This is a genomic window from Citrobacter sp. Ce119, from assembly GCF_030334525.1.
GTDB classification, from domain to species: Bacteria; Pseudomonadota; Gammaproteobacteria; order Enterobacterales; family Enterobacteriaceae; genus Citrobacter; species Citrobacter europaeus.
In genome coordinates, this window is record NZ_JAOWDR010000040.1 from 62,551 (window position 1) to 83,614 (window position 21,064).

General features: G+C 47.9%; 16 protein-coding genes. 8 read left to right on the top strand and 8 right to left on the bottom strand.

The window, feature by feature from the left end; translation table 11 throughout:
- Window positions 1-46: 46 nt before the first annotated feature.
- Together nhaC and melR are read right to left on the bottom strand one after the other, a co-directional pair.
- Entirely contained in the window at window positions 47-1,507 is a 1,461-nt protein-coding gene (gene nhaC, locus OGV80_RS04340; RefSeq protein WP_181634378.1) for a Na+/H+ antiporter NhaC, read from the bottom strand.
- A gap of 193 nt (window positions 1,508-1,700) precedes the next feature.
- A complete protein-coding gene (gene melR, locus OGV80_RS04345) occupies window positions 1,701-2,639 on the bottom strand; it encodes a transcriptional regulator MelR (RefSeq protein WP_286513802.1) in 939 nt (312 codons plus the stop codon).
- Window positions 2,640-3,195: 556 nt separating this feature from the next.
- Between melR and OGV80_RS04350 the strand changes: the two genes are divergently transcribed.
- From OGV80_RS04350 to OGV80_RS04365, 4 genes are all read left to right on the top strand, one after another.
- Window positions 3,196-4,533, top strand: a complete 1,338-nt coding sequence (locus OGV80_RS04350) for an MFS transporter (protein WP_043017271.1) — start codon at window positions 3,196-3,198, stop codon at window positions 4,531-4,533.
- Window positions 4,534-4,576: 43 nt separating this feature from the next.
- Window positions 4,577-5,317 carry a glucosamine-6-phosphate deaminase gene (locus OGV80_RS04355; RefSeq protein ID WP_080626204.1) on the top strand — a complete coding sequence of 247 codons (741 nt, stop codon included), beginning with the start codon at window positions 4,577-4,579 and terminating at the stop codon, window positions 5,315-5,317.
- Between the two features lie 10 nt (window positions 5,318-5,327).
- On the top strand, window positions 5,328-6,356 hold the full coding sequence (locus tag OGV80_RS04360) for an N-acetylglucosamine-6-phosphate deacetylase (protein ID WP_043017269.1): 1,029 nt from the start codon (window positions 5,328-5,330) through the stop codon (window positions 6,354-6,356).
- A gap of 239 nt (window positions 6,357-6,595) precedes the next feature.
- The gene (locus OGV80_RS04365; RefSeq protein ID WP_167373401.1) at window positions 6,596-7,771 is read left to right on the top strand and encodes an ROK family transcriptional regulator; all 1,176 of its coding nucleotides are present in this window, start codon (window positions 6,596-6,598) and stop codon (window positions 7,769-7,771) included.
- A gap of 12 nt (window positions 7,772-7,783) precedes the next feature.
- Here the strand turns inward: OGV80_RS04365 and OGV80_RS04370 are convergent, their stop codons facing one another.
- On the bottom strand, window positions 7,784-8,038 hold the full coding sequence (locus OGV80_RS04370; protein WP_080626207.1) for a hypothetical protein: 255 nt from the start codon (window positions 8,036-8,038) through the stop codon (window positions 7,784-7,786).
- Window positions 8,039-8,648: 610 nt separating this feature from the next.
- Between OGV80_RS04370 and evgA the strand changes: the two genes are divergently transcribed.
- Both evgA and OGV80_RS04380 read left to right on the top strand, forming a co-directional pair.
- Window positions 8,649-9,263 (top strand): acid-sensing system DNA-binding response regulator EvgA, encoded by a 615-nt coding sequence (evgA, locus tag OGV80_RS04375; protein WP_043017266.1) that lies wholly within the window; start codon window positions 8,649-8,651, stop codon window positions 9,261-9,263.
- Between the two features lie 4 nt (window positions 9,264-9,267).
- Entirely contained in the window at window positions 9,268-12,510 is a 3,243-nt protein-coding gene (locus OGV80_RS04380; protein ID WP_080626208.1) for an ATP-binding protein, read from the top strand.
- Window positions 12,511-12,584: 74 nt separating this feature from the next.
- Here the strand turns inward: OGV80_RS04380 and OGV80_RS04385 are convergent, their stop codons facing one another.
- Window positions 12,585-13,211 (bottom strand): YfdX family protein, encoded by a 627-nt coding sequence (locus OGV80_RS04385; protein ID WP_043017264.1) that lies wholly within the window; start codon window positions 13,209-13,211, stop codon window positions 12,585-12,587.
- Window positions 13,212-13,491: 280 nt separating this feature from the next.
- Here OGV80_RS04385 and OGV80_RS04390 point away from each other — a divergent pair, with 280 nt between their 5' ends.
- Both OGV80_RS04390 and OGV80_RS04395 read left to right on the top strand, forming a co-directional pair.
- Entirely contained in the window at window positions 13,492-14,088 is a 597-nt protein-coding gene (locus OGV80_RS04390; protein ID WP_286513810.1) for an HdeD family acid-resistance protein, read from the top strand.
- The gene (locus OGV80_RS04395) at window positions 14,088-14,435 is read left to right on the top strand and encodes an HdeA/HdeB family chaperone (RefSeq protein ID WP_043017262.1); all 348 of its coding nucleotides are present in this window, start codon (window positions 14,088-14,090) and stop codon (window positions 14,433-14,435) included. Before OGV80_RS04390 ends, OGV80_RS04395 begins: the two co-directional genes overlap by 1 nt.
- Window positions 14,436-14,637: 202 nt before the next feature.
- On the opposite strand, the gene OGV80_RS04400 is transcribed toward OGV80_RS04395, so the two are convergent.
- The 4 genes from OGV80_RS04400 to OGV80_RS04415 all read right to left on the bottom strand — a co-directional run bounded on the left by OGV80_RS04400 (window position 14,638) and on the right by OGV80_RS04415 (window position 20,883).
- On the bottom strand, window positions 14,638-17,754 hold the full coding sequence (locus tag OGV80_RS04400; protein WP_286513811.1) for an efflux RND transporter permease subunit: 3,117 nt from the start codon (window positions 17,752-17,754) through the stop codon (window positions 14,638-14,640).
- A gap of 28 nt (window positions 17,755-17,782) precedes the next feature.
- Entirely contained in the window at window positions 17,783-18,940 is a 1,158-nt protein-coding gene (locus OGV80_RS04405) for an efflux RND transporter periplasmic adaptor subunit (protein ID WP_047409348.1), read from the bottom strand.
- A gap of 279 nt (window positions 18,941-19,219) precedes the next feature.
- Window positions 19,220-19,786: a Slp family lipoprotein gene (locus tag OGV80_RS04410; RefSeq protein WP_047409353.1), complete on the bottom strand. Its 567-nt coding sequence runs from the start codon at window positions 19,784-19,786 to the stop codon at window positions 19,220-19,222.
- 242 nt (window positions 19,787-20,028) lie between these two features.
- Entirely contained in the window at window positions 20,029-20,883 is an 855-nt protein-coding gene (locus OGV80_RS04415) for a MurR/RpiR family transcriptional regulator (protein WP_043017258.1), read from the bottom strand.
- Window positions 20,884-21,064: the final 181 nt, after the last annotated feature.

The window sequence follows — 21,064 nt, forward strand, 5'->3', positions numbered from 1 at the left end:
ATATAGTAATTAACCCTGGTGGTGGTTAATTTTAGCGATTAATAACCTATGACTTTTGCTCCACCATATGCTCTGTAGATTCGTTGGGTTCATATTTAGCAATGCCAATACCGGTTGCTGCCCACAACAAAGCAAAGATAACCCCGCTGTAGCAGAGGATTGCCCATGGCAAATAATCAAGCGTTGCCACGCCCAGCATCGTGGCGCAATAAACACCTGAGGCAGACCAGGGAATAATCGGTTCGACAACGGTTCCGGCATCTTCGGTAGTACGCGAAAGATTCTTTGTCGCAAGCCCTCGTTTTTTGTACTCCTCTTTAAAGGCATCACCACACAGCAGCAATGGCAAGGTCCCATTTGCCGTGCAGGCACAAATGGTGACCGTCGTTACAATTGTGGTAGCCACCAGGCGAAATGTGGATTTCACGCCTTTAGTAAGCGCGTTTATCACGGTGTGTAGAGAGCCTGTCGCACTCATTGCTCCGGCAAAGCTGAAGGCGCTGAAAACGGTAACGAAGCTGCTAAACATTGAAATGGCGCCGCCGCGTTCCAGTAAGCGAGAAACATCGGAAGACAGTGTTGGCAGATTGTCTCCGGTGAGCATCGCGAGCTTAAAGCCGCTGACCACGGATTCACCGACCGAAGAGGCGGTAAATTGCTGAAAGACTAATGCCAGAATCATTGAGACGATTGTGGATAAAAAGAGCATCGGGATTGGTGGTCTTTTTGATAGTGAGCCATACAAAACGATGATCGGCGGCAGCAGTAGCAGAATGTTGAAGTGATAAATCTGACCGATAGAGTTCATCAGGCTGGTGATATTTGCCGGCGCGCTGGACGAAGCATCAATGCCCATGCCCATATAGCTGTAAACAACGCAGCAAATAATAAAGCCCGGGCCGGTGGTCCACAGCAGATGGCCGATATGTGAGTACAGGTTTACCCCGGCAGCCAGCGCCGCCATGTTGGTTGAATCAGAAACCGGCGAGAGCTTATCACCAAACCAGCAGCCGGAGACAATAGCGCCAGCAGCAATCGGCAGCGAAACATTCAGGCCAATTGCTACGCCAATCATGGCAATCCCGACGGTGCCGATGGATCCCCAGGAAGTGCCGGTACATACTGAGATCAACGCTCCCAGCATAAATGCTGAAATATAGAAAAACTGCGGATTAATCCATTTCAGACCATAATAAATCATCATTGGAATAGTGCCTGACACCATCCAAGCGCCAATTAAGAAACCGATACTGGCAACAATTAATATAACAGGCAGCGCTTCAGATATTTTATTACAAATAGATTGTAGAATGTCATCCCACGTGTAGCCGTGCGCGATGGCGATAAACGAGGCGGTTGCCGTTCCCATCAGGATCATGGGTTCAGCACGAATATTAAAGATAAAATACCCGATGCTAATTCCGCCCAGCATGACAACCATCGGTAAAACTGACCAAAAGAAAGACAATGGCTTTCTGTTGTTAGCGGTGCAGCTATTTAATTCCATAATTCCATCCCAATCGTTAATGGTTGAACACGTCAAATAAATACCTGCTACAGGTCACTCATGTCTGAGTAACATAGTTGCCAGAGCTCATGGCTGAACCCTATTTTATTAACTGCAGCAGATTATCTGTTTTGACCTGCTATTCTGGTGCTTATATTTTGGTAGTAAGGTAAGAGAGAGTCTGGCGAATAAATTACCCCTCGGCATAAGGTGAATGATTTCGGCGTTGTTGGCTCAGTTTGCGATACTGCTGCGGCGGCATGCCGACGTATTTATGAAACGAGCTGTAAAAACGGCTGCTGGAGCGAAAACCTGCAATCGTCGCGATATCCAAAATTGTTTTATCCGTGTCGCTGAGTAAAGCCCGCACATGGTTGATGCGCATTGCGGTAATGTACTGTTTCATGGTTAGTTGCATCACCCGGTGAAAAATACCCATCGCGTAATTGGGGTTGAGCTTAACGTGTTCGGCAATAGCATCGACCGTGAGTTGTTTGTCGCAATTGGCGGCAATAAACTCCAGCATCTGGCTGACGTAAAATTGTGAATGCCGTGAAATGCTGTTTTTCTGGGTGCGTGACGTCTTGTTACCCAGTACCGGCTGCCAGCCAGCGAGGCTAAATCGCTTGAGCATCAGGGCGATTTCATCAATGGCTAACTGACGAATTTGCTCATTGTCGCTGTTGAGTTCACCCTGCCAACGCTGCACTTCAAATGCGCTCAACTGCTGCGAAACAAGCGAAGTGATCACCATTCCGTGCGTCACGTGGTTAATCAGTTCCCTGTCCAGCGGCCAGGACAAAAACAGATGCATCGGTAAGTTGAAGATGGCCATCTGTTTACAATGCCCGGCATCCGTCAACTGATGAGGTGTGCAGGCCCAGAACAGAGTGATAAATCCCTGTTTGCTCTTCACCACTTCGTCATTGAAAAGGTACTCCACATCGCCATCAAACGGCACATTCACCTCAACCTGACCATGCCAGTGGCTGTAGTTCATGGCCAGCGGCGCCCGCAGCTCGACGTCCATACGCTGATACTCAGAGTAGAGTGCCAGCGGACTTCGCGACTTTTTTTCATAGCTGCGACACATATGTGGGTCGAGCGGCAGCTGCGGGGTACTTTTTGCCATTATGGGTGGGTTCCTGAATAGTGGATCTGACCATGGGTAGCGCCAAAGCATGAACATAGCTTAACTGAAAAAAAACGCCGTTTTCTCTCCATTTTCGCGAAGTTATTCCCAAAAACTCAGATCCTGTGCCTGCCGCTTGCCGATCTGAGTTAACGGGAAAGGGGAGTTTTAATCTTAAAAACGGTCAGACATAGGAGGCTTTGTTTTACCTGCCGGATGGCGGCGCTGACGCCTTATCCGGCCAACTAAAGCTTGTAAGCCGTAGCCCTGATAAACGAAGCGTCATCAGGCTGTGCCGATCTCCAGCCCTGTTACAGCCTGTTTTTTGCTCTCATCCTGTCCCCTCAATCATGCGTTTTGGTATCCGATTTTACCCCTTGAACCCTAATCTCATGACCGCTGTCACATTTATAACCTGATTTATGAACGATCATGTTCAAAAATTATTTTTAGAGTGATAACGTCAGATTGTGCGAGGTTGATGTCCGCTTGTTACCCAGCTCATGCAATTTTTTATTGCATGAAAACAATTATTTAAAGAAATTCAGGGGGAGCAATGAGTGAAGCCAATTTAGACAGAGTAAGCCAACTGGATGTCCCGGAAGAACAGGGTGCCAGTAAGAAAACGATCCGCAAAGTTATGTTCGCCAGCATTTCAGGAACCGTTATTGAATGGTATGACTATTCGCTGTATGGAGCTGCTGCTGGACTGGTTATCAATAAACTCTATTTTCCGAATCTTTCGCCAACCATTGCCACGCTGGCCGCTTTTTTAACCTTTGCGGTCGGCTTTGTCTCTCGCCCTTTAGGTGGGGTAATTATTGCCCATATTGGCGATCGTTATGGACGTAAACCGGCCTTGATTTTTGCTGTGGTATTAATGGGCATCGCCACATTGGCGTTGGGACTGTTACCCACGTATCACCATATTGGTATTTGGGCGACAATTGCGCTGGTGGTTATCCGCCTGATGCAGGGATTTGGTTCGGGCGCGGAGCTTGCGGGGGCGCAAACCTTTGTTGCTGAATACGTACCGGTTAAACAGCGTGGTTTTTATACCTCGCTGATTAATGCCTCTACCGGGGTCGCTATTCTTCTTTCATCGCTGGCGTTTTTTCTGGTAACGCAATTGCCGGATGAGGCCTTTATGAGCTGGGGGTGGCGCGTTCCATTCTTGTTCTCCATTGTATTGTTTATTGTGGCTATTTATATCCGTAAACATCTGGATGAAACCCCTGAATATGTAAGATCAATGGAAAAAGCTGAAAGTAATAAGAAAACCCAGTCTGTCCCTATTAAAGCGTTGATCGTTAACAGCCCGAAAAACCTCATCTGCGGCTTCTTCAGCCTGGCAGGCCATCAGGCAAATGGGTATTTGCTCAGCGTTTTTAGTATCAGTTATCTGACTAATACGCTGGGGATGGCGAAATCTGAGGGTTTGATGGCGCTGATGATTGCCGTGACGGTCAATACCATTATGACGCCGATAATGGGAAAAATGGCCGATAAATATGGTACTACCGTGGTCTTCTCTTTTGGCGCGATTTTCCTCGGTGCTTTCGCTTTCCCATTATTTTGGTTTCTTGATAGCGGTAATATCGTGCTGGCAACCATCGGAATGTGTATTGCTTACGGTATTGGGCATGGCGCGACGTCTGGGGCGCAAGGCGCATTCCTTGCGAATCTCTTTCCAACTCAGTACCGCTACTCTGGTATCGCTTTATCACGGGAGCTTAACAGCGTTATTTTTGCCGGTTCGACCCCCGTTATTGCCGCAGCGCTTATCACCTTTGGCGATGGTGAGCCAACTCTTTTAATTTGCTATCTCATGTTTTGCAGTTTGTTGACTTTAGTGGCCGTACAAATGGCAAGGGGATTAAAAGAACATCATTAATGGACGTTCAGGGAATAGCGTAAAATTCACTAATGAGGTAAAGATGAAAATTATCATTGCAGAAAATAAAGATATTTTAGGTCAGAAAGCCGCTGAAGCAGGTATCCTTGCCATGCAACAAGCATTGGCTCAGAAAGAACACATTGCCATTATTCTTGCGACCGGTGCCAGCCAATTCCAAATGCTGGAAAATCTCATTCAGGCGGATATTGACTGGTCCCGAGTGACGATTTTCCATCTGGATGAATACATTGGTTTAAGTGACGATCATCCGGCAAGCTTTCGCCGCTATCTGCGTGAACGCGTAGTTGAAAAACTCCCTACATTGAAGCAGTTTGTCGGCGTTAATGGTTCTGCTGAAGATATCGATCTGGAGATTGACCGTCTGAACAGGTTGATCGGCGCACAGGCTATTGATGTTTGCTTCGCAGGTATTGGTGAAAATGGACATCTGGCCTTTAACGATCCGCCAGCTGATTTTACTACCACTGTTCCCTATTTACAGGTTGCACTGGATGATGCGTGCCGCCAGCAACAGTTAGGCGAAAAATGGTTTAGTTGCATAGAAGAGGTTCCGTCCAGGGCTATTTCAATGAGCATAAGCCAGATTATGTGCTCCCAAGTGCTGATCCTAAGTATCCCTGACAGCCGTAAAGCTCAGGCAGTAAAACAGGCCCTGCAAGGCCCTGTGATAAATACGGTTCCAGCCTCTATTGTTCAGCGTCATCCCGCATGCCAGATATTTCTGGATAATGAATCCGCATCGCTAATGACTGAACGGTAAGGGATGAAAGATGAAAGTCACTCCAGGTTTGTTTGATATACAGGTAAATGGGTTTGCCGGCATTGATTTCAATGATGAAAATATTGATGCCGAGATGCTGGACTCTGCGCTAGAAGCTATGCTGAAAACCGGCGTGACCTGCTGTCTGCCAACGCTGATCACAGCATCTAAAGCTGTATTGATGAAACGCTTTCAGGCGCTCGATAAAGCGGTTGCTAACAGTGAGCTCGGTGCGTTAATGGTTCCGGGATATCATCTGGAAGGACCTTTTCTGAACCCGGCAGACGGATATGCCGGGTGTCACCCTGCGGAAGATATGACGCCACCTGACCCCCAGTTCATTGCTGACCTCGAACACGGCCTTTCAAGACCGATTCTGCTGGTCACCTGCGCCCCTGAATTTGATGAAGGAGGGGAATTTGTGCGAGGGCTAGCGGCAAGGGGAAAACGCGTTGCAGTCGGACACTCCAGTATTGGTCATGCCCAGCTTCAGATAGCGGTCAGTGCAGGTATCAGTTTGTGCACACATCTGGGAAACGGTATTCCTCAGGAATTGGCAAAGTTGGATAACACATTACAGGCGCAATTGAGTTGCGATGCGTTACATGCCAGTTTTATTGCTGATGGATTACATATTCCGCCGTTTGCGCTCAAAAACCTGCTACGGGCGAAAACGGTGCCCCGTTCAATTTTGGTAACGGATGCGATGAGCGCTGCAGCCTGTGAACGCCCGGGGATGTACCCTTTTGCCGGGGCAATGGTCGAACGCGCTGAAGACGGTACGGTTCGCCAGCCAGGGGCAAGCAATTTGGCGGGTTCCAGCCTGACGTTGGACAGGGCGGTGCGTAATCTTGTGACCTGGCAACTTGTAGGCTTTGATGAGGCCGTCGCGATGGCGAGCGTTCACCCCATGCAATTTATGCAAAAAGCCATGGCGCACCACCAGTGTGCAAACCTGGAGAGCAGAATCATTTGGGATGAAAACAATACCGTTATTGAATGCCGCATTGGCACTGCCTTAAGCAGGTGCTTTCATTAAAAAACGGGGCAGCAATGCCCCTGTAACATTCTTACCGTCTTTTCCTTATCTAGTAATATCCCACAACGTTGTAACTCTTTGTTCCTGCTCATATGAAAAGGTAAATCAGGGTTGATCGATGCGTTGCCTTTCTGGATACTTCGTCAGGTAGCTCTGATGACAACATGTGCCTCTGCAGAGTTACTGTGGGGGAATGCGGCAAACTTCCCGGTCTGAACCCGAAACGTGTTAATAAGAGCATGAATAATAAACGCACAATAGACTTTCTTACCCATTTACCGATTACCCGCGGCTTGCTCAATGATAAGGAACGCGTGTTTCTTGCGGTTCTGAAGGGCGAGGTTAAAACCCGAAGTGAAGCCACGAAACGATTGAAGATTCGTTCAACGACGATCTCTGACTATGTGGCTGAACTTCTGGAGGCTCGCTTGTTAACGGAAGAACCCAGCGAGCATGTCGGACGAGGGAGGCCGTCATTGACGCTTGGCGTCAATGCCAACAGAGTGGTGACGATTGTTTTTCAGGTGATTAGTCAGTCAGTGCACACATTTATGGTCAACCTGGCGGCGCAGATTATTGCACATGAGCATACCGAGGCGCCTCCTGGCAGCGACAATAAGGCTCTGGAAGCTATTTTTCGTCATCTTTATAACGACATTATTGCCAGGCGACCTGAAGATGCAGAAATAGCAGGCATTGTCTTTTCGCTGGGTGGAGTTTTTGATCGGACCACGAATCGCTGGATCCACACCTCTCGCTGGCCCAGGATGCACAACCTGGATATCAGCGCTGTTTTTCCAAAAGAAAGCGACTCAATCACGCTTTCACGCACGCTGGACAATGAGCTATTGATTCATCTGCTCCAGCAAGATGAAAGTACATTGCTGTTACACTGGGGATACGGTGTTGGTTTTGCGTTTGGTCAGTCCGGGGACAATATTGTCGAAGGGGGGTATGCTTTTGGCGAAATTGGTCACTGGCATATCTCAGGACAAAATGCACCTTGCCACTGTGGACAAAAAGGGTGTCTGGAAACGGTTGCAGCGCTGTGGTCAATCGGACACGAAGTGCTCGGAAAAGAGTTTCAGGCGGGTGATGATGAAGAGAATATTGCTACTCTTCTGGCATCAAAGGATCTGGCAGATAACCCAGCAATACAGCAAGCGATTGATCAGATGACAACCGCAGCTTCAAACGTTTGTCGCGTATTCTTTCCTAAAAAGCTGATTGTTTCTGGCCCTTTCGTTAAAAATACCGGTATTTGGCAAGCGTTTTGCGCAGGGTTTGAGCAACAAAACAGCTTCTTTGGGCAGACGATCCAGCAATTGTCCGTTAGTCAGGTTAACCGCGATCTCGGTGTCTACGGTGCGGCGATACCCATACTCGAACAAGGGCTCGCAAAGCTGTTACAGTGAAGACGCATTTCTTCATGGCCCGATCTGAATTTGCTCGAGAATTGTGCGGAGTAGCTGAATAGCGCGCCAGATGTCATCCTCTGTGTCACCATCCCACTCAGGAATGGTGACCAGTTCGGATTTAAACTGTTTCATCAGGATGTGCGCATCAGCAATCTCATCCCGACCGCAGCCCGTAGCAATGCGCGATATCGATTCTGCGGACAGGCTGGAGTAAGGGGTGAACTCCTCACGCTCTGCGCTGATAAGCTTTTGTATTTTTCGCATGATACGTACGTGCTCAGAGTCTCTAAATCAACCGTTTAATTGAATTTTCCAGAGAAAATAATACAGGGTGTTCTAAACCGCAAAAATGAGAGGGTTTGTTGTTTTTATTTGCTATAACAGGAAAAACATAAATAACTTTATTTTTAGGGCAATATATATTTTTATATGGTTTAACACTTCGCTGTTTAATGGTCTGGCTTGTTGACAAATTCCCATGCGGTTTAATTTTCTGGGATAAGCCTTGTAAAATAGAAGAATATACGTCACGTAGTCCACTCTGTGATTTTTTTATACTCAGCGTACTGATTATTTTAACTTTTTCATTAAGAATGAGCCGTGATACATGAAAGGTTTGTCCTACATGTGTAGGAATATTCTCTTTGCTGCGTGTTAATGATTTGATGTCCGCTAAGTATCAAAGTTTAAATTTTGTAAACCAAAATGTTATTTTCATGATTTATTCACTTGAATTATGAAAAAATCATAAAATACGCGCATGGCTATGTTAGAATTTGCATCCTGAGTCTAATGATATATAAATCAATAATATTGCAGACTCACCTGCTCTATAGCCATCGCCTCTCTTTATTTATCGGGATTCTTAAACGCAATGAACGCGATAATCGTTGACGATCACCCATTGGCTCGCATAGCCATCCGCAACTTACTCGATACAAATGGTATTACCGTAACAACCGAGCTCGACTGCGGGGATCACGTGGTTCAAACCGTTGAAAAAACGAAACCGGAACTGCTGATTGTTGATGTGGATATACCGGGTATTAGCGGCATCGAAGTGCTGGAGCAGTTGAGAAAGCGGCACTATGCTGGTGTAATCATTATCATTTCAGCTAAAAATGAATATTTTTACGGTAAACGTAGCGCCGAATATGGTGCCAACGGATTTGTGAGTAAAAAAGAAGGTATGAATAATATTCTTGCCGCCATTGAAGCCGCTAAAAATGGTTACAGCTATTTCCCCTTTTCTCTTGAGCATTTTACGGGTTCATCTGTCAGCGAGCAGGATAAGCTTGATACATTGTCGACCCAGGAAATGAGAGTGTTGCGTTATATTCTCAACGGTATGGATTACAGCACAATTGCCAGCAAAATGAACATCAGCAATAAAACCGTAAGTACCTATAAAAGTCGTTTGATGGAGAAATTAGATTGCTCATCATTAATGGAAATATATGATTACGCGCAGAGAAATAAAATAGGATAGAGTAATGCTGGAACGCTTGTTTATTTTTTTGATGGTCATATTTACCATCGGGGTGTCTACGGATGTAAGCTCTGCCCGGCAAGTTGAGCTGAAAAGTAACTATAGTACCTCTGTACAAAATATCAGTCTGAACAGGGAAGAAACGAACTGGTTAGCGCATAAAAAAACCTTGGTTGTTGGCACCTGGTTACCGGAAGTCTCCCCCATTGTTTACCAAAATAGTGGGGAATATTACCGGGGAGTCAATGCGGATTATCTTGCGCTAATGCAAAAGAATCTCAATCTAAAAATTGTTATAAAGCAGTATGATAATGAGCAAGAAGCACTGGCCGCGCTCGCCAGTAACGATGTCGATACGCTGATAACCCAGCTTTCAAGGCGCCAGGATGTCGGCGGGAATTTATTGCGCACTTCGGCATTGCTGACAACGTGGCCGACGCTTGTGACCTCGCTAAAAAACACCATGCTGCCGCTGACCACGGACCATCAGGTTAGCGTCGCGTGTGTGCGTGATTGTCCTTTCCTTGATGTTATCCAGGATGCTTTTCCTGATGCTAAAGTCTCATTTTACGATGACGAATATCAGGCCATGGCGTCGGTTGTGAATGGTGATAGCCAATATTACATTGGTAACAATATCACCAGCAGTCATTGTATCTCCCGATATTTTTCACAATCACTGGTTATTACGCACTACTTTGATAAACAAGAGCAATATAATTATTTTGTGGTTAAGGAAGAACAGCCGGTATTAAGAAACATTCTTGATGGTTTCATTACATCAATCAGCAATGAAATTCATATGCAGGTCATGCAGAACTGGCTGAACCGCGGCAACCTGGCCTATCTGAATGCGCCGATTCCATTCACCGATCGGGAGAAAGCGTGGCTGAAGAAAAAACATACTATTCGTATTTTGATCAATCCAGATTACCCGCCCTATACGCTTGTTGATCGCAGTGGTGAATTACGCGGTATCCTTGGCGATTTGCTGAATATTATTCATCTGCAAACGGGGCTTGATTTTGAACCCGTTTTAGCTGATTCGAAAAGTGAACAGATGAAAAAAATAAGCGGCGAACAATGGGATATGTATCCCACCATCACCCTGACTAATCAAAATCAGCGTAATTCGACCTTTAGCGATCCGCTGATGAATGTCGCATTTGTGATTATCACTTCCCGCGAGGAAACGGCCGACTCGCTACTGAATAAACCGATCCGTATTGCGTTGCCCGCTGGACATGTGTTGGAAAGTGACCTGAGACAACGCTACCCCAAGGCCACTTGGGTGGATGCCGATACTGGTAGCGTCGCGATGACTATGCTCAGGGATGGCAAGGTTGACTCGGCAATCGCTACCGAATTGTCGGCAAGGTACATGGTCGATCATGACTACCAGAAAAATATGCACTTTTTTAGGCTTCCTGATATGCCGGGTGCCTCGGTAAGTTTTGCGGTCTCTCCTCACGAGCCCATGTTGAAGTCCGTAATGGATAAAGCGCTGCAGGCCATACCGCCACGTGAAATTTTGCAGATGACGGAGAAGTGGTCGAAAATTTCCAATACGCAGGTCGATATCTGGAGCCGATATAGCAAACAGTTCTATCAACTGGTGGTGTTTGCGCTGCTGCTGATAGCGATTAGCCTGATCTGGGGGATCTCACTTTCGCGTGAGGTCAATAAAAGAAAGCAATCGCAGCGTCTGCTGGAAGAGCAACTCCATCTTAAAGAAGCATTGTCTCAAGAGCTGGAGATCGAAAAGAACAAAGCAATTGAAGCGACCAAGGCCAAAAGTCGTTTTCTTGCGAGCATGAGCCATGAATTACGTACCCCTGTAAGCTCGATTGTGGGTTTTCTGGAATTACTGTCGAGTTCAGAACTCAGTCCGGCGCAGCGAAAGGAGGCGATTGCCCTTACCGGGGCGACGGCCCAGTCATTACTTGGGCTGATTGGTAAGATTCTGGACGTGGATAAGATTGAGTCTGGTAAATACCAGGTTGTTCCTCAATGGACGGATCTCTCGCAGCTCATTGAATTGCAGTGTCACTCTTTCGATGCTTTAGCCAGACAGAAAGGCATTACGCTTGCCTGCGTTAGCCAGTTGCCGGCGAACGAGCGGGTCTTTGTCGATCAGCAGGCTTTACGGCAAATTCTCACCAATCTGGTGGGTAATGCGCTGAAGTTTACCGAGCAGGGCAGTATTCACGTGACGGCCCGTTTGACGCCTGACGAGGAGAATCACGGCAACCTGACCATCGCTATTAGCGATACCGGTTGTGGGATTAGTGAAGAGGAGCAGGCTGGGCTATTTCATCGTTATGCTCAGGGGCGCAGCGGGCGTCAACAAACGGGTTCCGGTCTGGGGTTATTTATCTGCAAAGAGCTGGTGACGCTGATGGGCGGTACGCTTGAACTGATGAGCGTCCCGTCGCAAGGAACCACGTTTACCATCACGTTGCCGGTTGAGACTGCCCGACAGTCAGTTGTTCCGGATGGCGACACGCCAGGCGCTCTGTTGCCGCTACCGTGCCTGTCTATTTTAATAGCAGATGATAACCCGACCAATCGTCTGCTGCTTAAGCGACAGTTGAACGCCATTGGTTACAGCGTGGATGAAGCGTGTGATGGCGAGGAGGCCGAAGCCAAACTGGTTAAAAAATCATACGACCTGTTGATAACCGATGTGAATATGCCGAAGAAGGACGGGTTTGATCTCGCGGCTTCATTGCGTCGTCAGCAGCCTCATTTACAAATATGGGGGCTAACGGCCAGCGCGCTCCCGCAGTCACGCGATCGGTGTCTGCAAAATGGGATGAATTTGTGTCTGTTTAAGCCCGTGTCGATTAAGACGCTGACGCATGAACTGAGCAAAATCGAAACCGGTTATTCGTCTCCTTGTTCGATCCGACATCTGAAATTCAATGTTCTGACGGAAAATACCGGCGGCGATCGTGCATTAATGAATGAGATACTCGAAACATTTCGCGAGGCAACGCTCAGCGATTTACAGGCGGCCGGAAAAGCCGTTTTGCAAGATGAACCTCAGCTGTTTTTGCGGGCTCTTCACCGGTTACATGGTTCGGCGCAAATTCTGGGTATTACTGCTCTTCAGACGCTGTGTGAACCTTTTGAATCTATGCGACATGACTGTCTTCCTTTGGCTGTACGCCAGGAAGCATTACAGAAGATTGTTGCGGTCATGCGGGAAATTGAGATTGAGATCGACAGTCTGATTAGCCATTAACCCCCCCGATCGGGTAGCCGTAGCTGCCCGATCGGGAGAGAAAGTCCTGGTTCAACACTCCGTAGTGCTGAGTATTACTGGCCTGCGCCCAGCATCTCGCTATCGATAACAATGCCTTCTTCAGCACCCTTTAACACAAGGTTTGCCTCGTAGTATTTACCAGAAGACAGCAGTTTTTGTGCGCTGGCAACGGCTTTACGAGTCTGATTTAAAGGCATCAGGTATTGAGTCTGAAGTACGTTGATACCCGCCAACTGTAAGGTATCCACCGCACCTTTCCAGTCGCCTTTGGCCATTTTGCCATTCGCTGTATTGATAGCGGATTCTTTGGCCGGAGTGGCAATGTAGTCTTCTGACAGCGCGACAGTCGCGTTAATAATCACGTACTGATCGTCAATCATTTTGGCTTTAGGCGCAGTTTTTACAAATTTCGCCCAGTCGTGGCTGTCACCTGCCAGCAGGGAAGCGGCGTCGTCGGTTAATTTTTTAGCACTGTCAGGCTGTCCATGAAACAGGGCCAGACGGGCAAGCTGAATATCACGCATCGCATTTGCACCTTGCACCGCGACCTGCATAATATCGGCAGCTTCTTTTTGTACATTGGCTGTAGCGGTTTGTGCCGGAGTGGTAGTGGTCGCTGCCAGTACCGGAGCTGAACCCATCATGGTTGCAAGCAGACCCGCAAGAATAATCTTTTTCATTACTTTCTCCTGAATAAAGTTGGCATATGTCACCAAACGAAATAAGCATATTAAATAAATTAAAAGAGTGGAATCAGAGCCAGGAAAGAATAATGAGCGTTTAATCCTACAGGTGTCAGACGTCTGACGCGTGTAGGATTATACGGATAACGGCATTCCTTTTATCTTATATACGAACGCTGAGTGAAAGTCTTATCATTTCATTGTAAGTAATATGTATTAAGTGAGAATTACTCTTTAATTAACAGGTTACATTGCGTTTCTATGTAACGGAGGATGTATGTTTGTTTTTAATCAGCGTAGCCTGAAAGCGTTTAATGAAAAAACACTAACTCATTATAAGAGACACGCCACAATCATGGCGGTGCTGTTGTTGGTTTGTGGCATCTGCTGCTTAATCTATCCAATCGCTGCGGGTGTTTACTTAAGCTACGCAACAGGTTTTATGTTTCTGGTGTGTGGTTTCTATTCTATCTATAGCTTGTTTAGCTCTGGTAAAAAGCAGTTGAAAGCCAAATTTACCTATGCCTTTTTTGCTATCGCGTGGTTACTGCTGGGATACTGTTTCCTCGAGAATCCTGTGATAGGCATGAATTCATTGGCAATAGTTTTTTGCTGCCTGTTTATTCTTGGCGGTATTTTTCGTGTTGCTTCCGGTGTCAAAATGTTCCGCAGTCCGGGTTATGGATGGAATATTTTCATCGGTATTTTTGATCTGCTTATTGCAGCCGTGTGGCTGAATATGGATCCCGACAGGTCATATGTGTTTACCTCAATATTTATTGGCGTTGAGATGATCTTTAGTTCTTTAGCTTTTATCAGTCTGCGCAGAAATACGACGTTGGTAGAAACTGATAAACTCGCCGATAAAAATTAATGCTACCTCTGGAGTGCATTGTGAATATTAAATTGGTTGTTTCTGCAGTTATTCTTATGACTTCTGTTATGGCGCCGATGAGCCGTGCTTTTGCTACGCAGGCAACGGAAGCTGCGCCACAGGATATGACCTGTAAAGAATTCGTTGATATGAGTCAGCAATACAAGACGGCAATTGCCTTTGTGATTGTTAATAAAAATTCGGACTTTAAAGGTGATGATTATGTTCCACTGCATCAGGTGGAAACGGAAGCTGTACCGAAAATGGTTAAAATGTGTCATCAGCATCCGAATATAAAACTGGGTGAACTGGCTGTAAATCTGAAAGGTTCCGGTCTGCACTATTAATTAACCGTTTTGATAGCCTGGCATTAGTTAGAATTGACAACCTCTGTACCTACCCCAGTTGTTCCCCTACAAGAAAATACCCGTGTAATGTTTACCTTGCTAGCCACGAGAAACTCGCTGGATAGCAAGGCCCGCTAATGACCGTAGATCTGACAAACAAAGTCCTATCCCTGGGATAAGATCCCAGGGATAGGACAACAAGTCAGCGTCGGGCTTTAAATCGCGCCAGCATGTTTTCAACGAGAACAAAGAATAGCGGGACAAAATAGATAGCCAGCACGGTTGCGGCCAACATCCCACCGATAACCCCCGTACCGACGGCATTTTGCGCGCCAGAGCCTGCGCCGTCGCTTATTGCCAATGGAATAACCCCCAGGATGAAAGCCAGTGAGGTCATTAAAATAGGACGTAAGCGCATTTGCGCGGCCTCCACCGCGGCTTCAAGCGGTGCTTTTCCTTCGTTTTGCATAATCTCGACGGCGAACTCGACGATCAGAATGGCGTTTTTAGCCGACAGCCCCATGGTGGTGAGTAGCCCGACCTGGAAGTAAACATCATTGCTCAGACCGCGCAGATCGGTAGCCAGCAAAGCGCCGACCACCCCGATTGGCACAATCAGCATCACCGAGAAGGGTATCGACCAGCTTTCATACAGCGCCGCCAGTGCCAGAAACACGACGATTAGCGAAATGCCGTACAGCATTGGCGCCTGGTTTGTGGACAGCGCTTCCTGATAAGACAGACCTGTCCAGGCATAGCCAACGCCTGCGGGCAGTTTATTAATCAGCGACGCCATAAATTTCATTGCATCGCCGCTGCTTTTTCCTTCGACCGGCTGGCCCAGAATTTCCATTGCAGGCTGACCGTTGTAGCGTTCAAGGCGGGGGGAGCCGTAGGTCCACTCGGTGGATGAGTAAGCGGAAAGCGGCGTCATTGCGCCAGAGGCATTACGTACGTACCAGTGATTGATATTGTCCGGCAACATACGAAACGGCGTATCGGCCTGTACATACACTTTTTTAACGCGCCCCTGGTTCAGGAAGTCATTGACATAGCGACTACCAAACGCGGTGGAGATGGTCTGATTGATATCCGATAACGCAACGCCCATGGCTTCTGCCTTCCTGGCGTTGACGTGAATGCGGAACATCGGCGTATCTTCCAGACCGTTCGGACGCACCCCGTCAACCTCTCCTGACGACTGGCTGGCCAGCGCCAGAAGCTCGTTTCGGGCCTGCATCATTTTTTCATGCCCAAGGTTACCGTTATCCAGCAGCTCCATATCAAAGCCTGAAGCGGTCCCCAGTTCCGCGACTGCGGGTAAATTAAACGGATAAACAACGGCGTTATTAATGGTGCTTAAGGCCATCATCGCCCGTCGAATAATGGCGGTAACCGAGTTTTCCTCGCCAACGCGTTCTGACCAGGGCTTCAGGCTGATAAACGCCAGACCGTTGTTTTGCCCCTGACCGCTGAAGCCAAATCCGCCGACGGTGAAAACCGAAGCAACGTTTTTCTGTTCTTTCGTCAGATAGTAATCCGTTATTTCTCCGAGCACTTTGCTGGTGTTCACCATCGTTGAGCCGGAAGGTAATTGCGCCGTGGTCATGAATACCCCCTGATCTTCTTCAGGCAGAAAGGAGGTCGGGGTGCGTGAAAACAGCACGATCATGCCCGCGCCAATCACTAAATACACGACCATGTAACGGCCCGTGCAACGGAGAAGTTTACGGGTGCTGTCCGTGTAGTGCTGAGTACATTTCTCCATGAAGTGATTGAAACGGGTAAACAGAAAATGTGTGTTTACTTTTTCTCCCTCATGGGATTTCAACAGCATGGCGCAAAGTGCAGGCGTCAGGCTCATCGCCACAAACACCGACAGCAGCATCGAGGAGATTAAGGTGATAGAAAACTGGCGGAAAATCTCCCCCGTCGCCCCGCTCATAAATGCCATCGGCATAAATACAGCGGATAACACAACGGCAATACCGATCAGCGCTCTCTGGAGCTGGCCCATCGCTTTATGCGTCGCCGCTTTTGGTGACAAATGTTCTTCGGCAATAATGCGTTCTACGTTCTCAACCACCACGATAGCATCATCGACTAACAACCCTATCGCCAGCACCATGCCAAACATCGTGAGTGTATTAATCGAAAAACCGGCGACGTCGAGTATTGCAAAGGTGCCGAGGATAACTACCGGAACGGCGATTGTGGGGATAAGTGTTGCACGAAAACTCTGCAAAAACAGGTACATGACGAGGAATACCAGAATGATTGCCTCGATCAATGTATGAAAAACGCCCTGAATCGAAATCTCGATAAACGGCGTGGTGTCATAGGGATAAACGGTTTTCATACTGGGCGGAAACCAGGCCGATAATCTGTTCAGCTCTTGTTTGACCGCCTGGGACGTTTCCAGGGCATTGGCGCCAGCGGCAAGTTTAATCGCAATCCCGGCGGCGGGTTTGCCGTTGTAACGTGCAACCGTGGCATAATTTTCCGCACCCAGTTCAATGCGTGCGACATCGCGCAGCAGAACCTGGGAGCCATCTTGCTGGACTTTGAGGAAGATCTGGCCAAATTCATCAGTAGTTTGCAGGCGCGTCTGGACGATGATCGACGCATTTAGCTGCTGATCGGCTGACTGAGGCATGCCCCCCAGTTGCCCGCCGGATATCTGATTGTTCTGAACTTTGAGTTGGGTAATAACGTCTTGCGGAGTGAGGTTATACTTGTCGAGCTTTTGCGGATCCAACCAGATGCGCATGGCGTATTGCGAACCAAACAACTGTACGCTTCCCACCCCGGCAGTGCGGCTTAGCGGGTCTTTAATATTTGAAGCCACATAGTCGGCAATATCATATTGGCTGAGACTGTTATTATCAGAGATAAAGCCGGCGACCATTAAGATGTTGCTGCTGGATTTATCAACGCTTATCCCTTGCTGCTGTACCTCCTGCGGCAGGGAAGGCATCGCCAGCTGTAATTTATTCTGTACCTGAACCTGCGCAATATCGGGTGACGTACCCGTTTTGAAGGTCAGGATAATCGAGGCATTACCTGCCGCATCGCTGGTGGATGACATATACATCAGGCCATCAAGACCATTCATATTCTGTTCAATCACTTGCGTCACGGAGTCTTCAACGGTCTTTGCGTCTGCCCCTGGGTAAGCGGCGCTGATGGTGATGGTCGGGGGAGCAATTTGTGGATACTGGGCGACAGGCAGGTTCATTATCGCGATACCGCCCGTAAACATCATGATAATGGCGAGTACCCAGGCGAAAACCGGGCGCTCAATAAAAAAGTTGGCCATGAAGAAAGTGTCCTTAATGCCTGAAATATTACTGTTCAGTTACCGCGTCAGGTGTGTTCAGTTTTGAATGGAGGACCCGGGCTTTGATTCCCGGACGAATCCTTTGTAGTCCAGACACAATGACCCGATCGCCAGGGCCTAATCCCGCGGTCACTAGCCATTGATTGCCAACGGCCTTCACGGCGTTTATTTCACGCAGTTGCACCACGTTTTCCGGGTCAAGGATCAGCGCGGTGGCTTTTCCTTGTTCGTTATGCGTAATCCCTTGCTGGGGAACCATCAACACGTTCTGCTGACTGCCTTCGTCCAGCAGCGCCGTGACGTACATGCCGGGTAAAATTTCACCCTCAGGATTGGGAAATACGGCGCGCAGGGTCACCGAACCGGTGGTCTCATCAACGGCGGGATCGGAAAACTCAAGCGTACCGGTATGGCGATAGGGCTTGCCGTTTTCCAGCATCAGTTCAACCGGAATTTTGCCTTGTTGTTGGGCGATTTGGCCGTTGGCTTTCTCTTCTTTCAGGCGCAGGAAGTCTTGTACTGACTGGGTTAAATCAACATAAATCGGATCCAACCGTTGAACGGTGACCAGCGCATTTTCCTGATTGGCAGTGACCAGGGCACCCACGGTCACGGAGGATTTACCGCTGATGCCCTCAATTGGCGAGGTGACATTGGCATAGCGCAGGTTGATAGTGGCTTGCTCAAGCTCCGCTTTAGCAACGGCGACATTGGCCTGTGCTTCATTAAGCTGTGAGCGCGTCGTGTCGTAGTCCTGGCGGCTGACGTAATTGGATTTTATTAACGCTGACTGCCGATTTAATGTCAGACGTATGTTATTGGCCGTCGCCATTGCCTTAGCCAGCGCACCTTTGGCTGAATCCAGTCGCGCCTGCAGCGGGGCAGGATCAATTTGATACAGTGACTCTCCTTTGCTGACTTTATCTCCTTCAATAAAGTTGCGCTTTATGATGATCCCCCCAACCTGAGGGCGAATTTCGGCGATCTCAAATGAAACTGCGCGGCCCGGAAGTTCACTTTTAATATTCACTGAGGAGGGCGCTAAGGTAACAACGCCGACCTCGGGCGCCATGGCGGTGGTTTTTACTGCAGGTTTATTATCGCAGGCGGTGATGATGGCGCTACTAAAGAATAATGGTATCAACAGTAAGCATTTTCTGTTCATTGTAATCCCTGAATAATGTGAAAACACAAAGGTTCTTTTATTGCATGCAGGGTGGGGGAATTGTCGGTAAATAACAAAAGATGGTCAGGCATGAGAAGGATAAAGCCCATTTCTTCGCTAAAGAATTAGCGGTTAAAAATTATATGTAACAGGAAGAATACATGTTAAGCGAAGGATCTCATGAAGCTGGATGGCGCAATTAGATAAACGCGAGTTGATGTGGTGGGCGTTAGTTAGCGCCCGACTCCGGAATATATTAGCGCCATCTTACTACTGGGATTATTTCACTAGCTCCGGAGTTACCTGAGTTACTGTGTTGGCGTAGTAGGGGCCTCCCCACATGGGTTCAGGCCAGAACGCGCCATAGCCGTAATCCCACATATTATAGGTGGTGTTGACAGACTCAGTTAAATGCCAGACCTGAATACCCTGTAAATCAACTTTAACAAAGTTATACGGGACCTTGTTGATGAATCCTGATTCATCTCCTTGAATTGTTCCCAAAATAGTCACGAAATGGTTTCTGTAGTTTACCGGATCGAGAAAACCTTTCTGCTGGGCAAGAATTCGTCCCTGATAGCTCGCGTCTATTTGTGGCTTAGCAGAGTCGTTCAGTGGCAAAACGGCGATTTCCAGTAACGTATCCGTTTTGGTGTTAATCACATTGATGACTTTACCACCAAAGCGGGCCTGTTGACCGGTATATAATCCCGGCTGGTTATGCACGGAGATAAAGTTTTTTTGTATATCAGGTTGATTATTACCTTTGATATTCTCAGGAATGGAAGCACATGATGCCAGGGTGAAAGCAAGGGCAATAATCATCAACCCTTTTGTTTTTTTCATTTTTACTTTCCTGCTAAAAAAAGACAGGCCTATAGTAAACCTTTGCGTATTATTGTCAGCAAACGTGCTGTTGATTATCTAAAATTAATATAATTGTAGCTTATGGTAATAATAGACTGTGTTGTAGCTGGTCGCTGAATGAGGACTATATTTTCAACGACCATAAAAGCAACGCGTGCAATTGCTCTTGCGCCTCACGCTGGGGGTGTTAATAAAGCGGGCGATCAATTTGCTGACCGCTATTACCCGACGGAATGACCGCGTTCATTACTCCCGTCACCCAGACGGTAAGCCAGCGCCACCACTAGCGACTGCACCAGGCACAGCGTTGCTGACTGGGAGCGAAACGCGTCAACCTGTGCCTCCTTCACCACAAAGCAGAGATCGCTGAATGTTGCCAGCGGGCTTATCTGGCTGTCGGTAATGACAATCTGGCGCGCGCCTGCATTGGCCGCGGTTTCGCTGACCATCACCGTTTCTTCCGCATAGGGCGAGAAGCTGATCGACACGACGATATCACGCGCTTTGATGCGGTTAATCTGCTCGCGCAGCATCCCGCCCATTCCATCGAGCAAAATAGGGCGACACTCAAGATGGCTCAGGGCATAGGTGAGATAGGCCGCCACGCTAAACGAACGACGCAGACCGGCGATGTAGATGGTGTCGGCTTCAGCCAGTAATTGTACCGCGCGTTCCAGCATTTCTGGTTCGGCACGGGCTGCCAACTGCTGTAGGGCCTGAGTATTCGAACGGGCGAATTCCTGCAAGATATCGAGCGGCGTTTCCGGCACGGCTTCGCTTTCCATCTCACGGAACAGGCGTGCGCGGTCGCTGTAGCTGGCAGTTTCCTCCACCAGATTCATACGAAACAGCTGTTTCATTTCGTTAAAGCCGGTGAAATCAAAAGCATTGGCAAAGCGGATCAGCGTCGAGGGAGGCACTCCGGCACGTTCGGCAATGACGGCAACCGTATCAAAGGCCACGCTATTTGTATTATCCAGCACATAGCGGGACACCTGCTGCAGCCTTTTGCTCAGGCCATCGTAGCGATCGCGGATCTGCTGCTGCAGCTCGTTCAGGCTGGTTGCTGTCGTCATTTTACCTCCTGTTGCATAGTTTTATGATTCTAAACGCAAAACCGCGTCTTTGAAATGTCACGCATTCATCTGGCCGTAAAAACGAAACAAAAGCTCCAGTCTAATCGCTTGCTGAAACATTCTGCCAGTACACGTTAATCATGCGATTCCGCTTGTTAACATAAAAATCCATCCTTGATCA

Excerpts from the sequence above, each read along its gene's own strand:
- nhaC (WP_181634378.1), bottom strand. The coding sequence starts at position 1,507 with ATGGAATTAAATAGCTGCACCGCTAACAACAGAAAGCCATTGTCTTTC.
- melR (WP_286513802.1), bottom strand. The coding sequence starts at position 2,639 with ATGGCAAAAAGTACCCCGCAGCTGCCGCTCGACCCACATATGTGTCGC.
- OGV80_RS04350 (WP_043017271.1), top strand. The coding sequence starts at position 3,196 with ATGAGTGAAGCCAATTTAGACAGAGTAAGCCAACTGGATGTCCCGGAA.
- OGV80_RS04355 (WP_080626204.1), top strand. The coding sequence starts at position 4,577 with ATGAAAATTATCATTGCAGAAAATAAAGATATTTTAGGTCAGAAAGCC.
- OGV80_RS04360 (WP_043017269.1), top strand. The coding sequence starts at position 5,328 with ATGAAAGTCACTCCAGGTTTGTTTGATATACAGGTAAATGGGTTTGCC.
- OGV80_RS04365 (WP_167373401.1), top strand. The coding sequence starts at position 6,596 with ATGAATAATAAACGCACAATAGACTTTCTTACCCATTTACCGATTACC.
- OGV80_RS04370 (WP_080626207.1), bottom strand. The coding sequence starts at position 8,038 with ATGCGAAAAATACAAAAGCTTATCAGCGCAGAGCGTGAGGAGTTCACC.
- evgA (WP_043017266.1), top strand. The coding sequence starts at position 8,649 with ATGAACGCGATAATCGTTGACGATCACCCATTGGCTCGCATAGCCATC.
- OGV80_RS04380 (WP_080626208.1), top strand. The coding sequence starts at position 9,268 with ATGCTGGAACGCTTGTTTATTTTTTTGATGGTCATATTTACCATCGGG.
- OGV80_RS04385 (WP_043017264.1), bottom strand. The coding sequence starts at position 13,211 with ATGAAAAAGATTATTCTTGCGGGTCTGCTTGCAACCATGATGGGTTCA.
- OGV80_RS04390 (WP_286513810.1), top strand. The coding sequence starts at position 13,492 with ATGTTTGTTTTTAATCAGCGTAGCCTGAAAGCGTTTAATGAAAAAACA.
- OGV80_RS04395 (WP_043017262.1), top strand. The coding sequence starts at position 14,088 with ATGCTACCTCTGGAGTGCATTGTGAATATTAAATTGGTTGTTTCTGCA.
- OGV80_RS04400 (WP_286513811.1), bottom strand. The coding sequence starts at position 17,754 with ATGGCCAACTTTTTTATTGAGCGCCCGGTTTTCGCCTGGGTACTCGCC.
- OGV80_RS04405 (WP_047409348.1), bottom strand. The coding sequence starts at position 18,940 with ATGAACAGAAAATGCTTACTGTTGATACCATTATTCTTTAGTAGCGCC.
- OGV80_RS04410 (WP_047409353.1), bottom strand. The coding sequence starts at position 19,786 with ATGAAAAAAACAAAAGGGTTGATGATTATTGCCCTTGCTTTCACCCTG.
- OGV80_RS04415 (WP_043017258.1), bottom strand. The coding sequence starts at position 20,883 with ATGACGACAGCAACCAGCCTGAACGAGCTGCAGCAGCAGATCCGCGAT.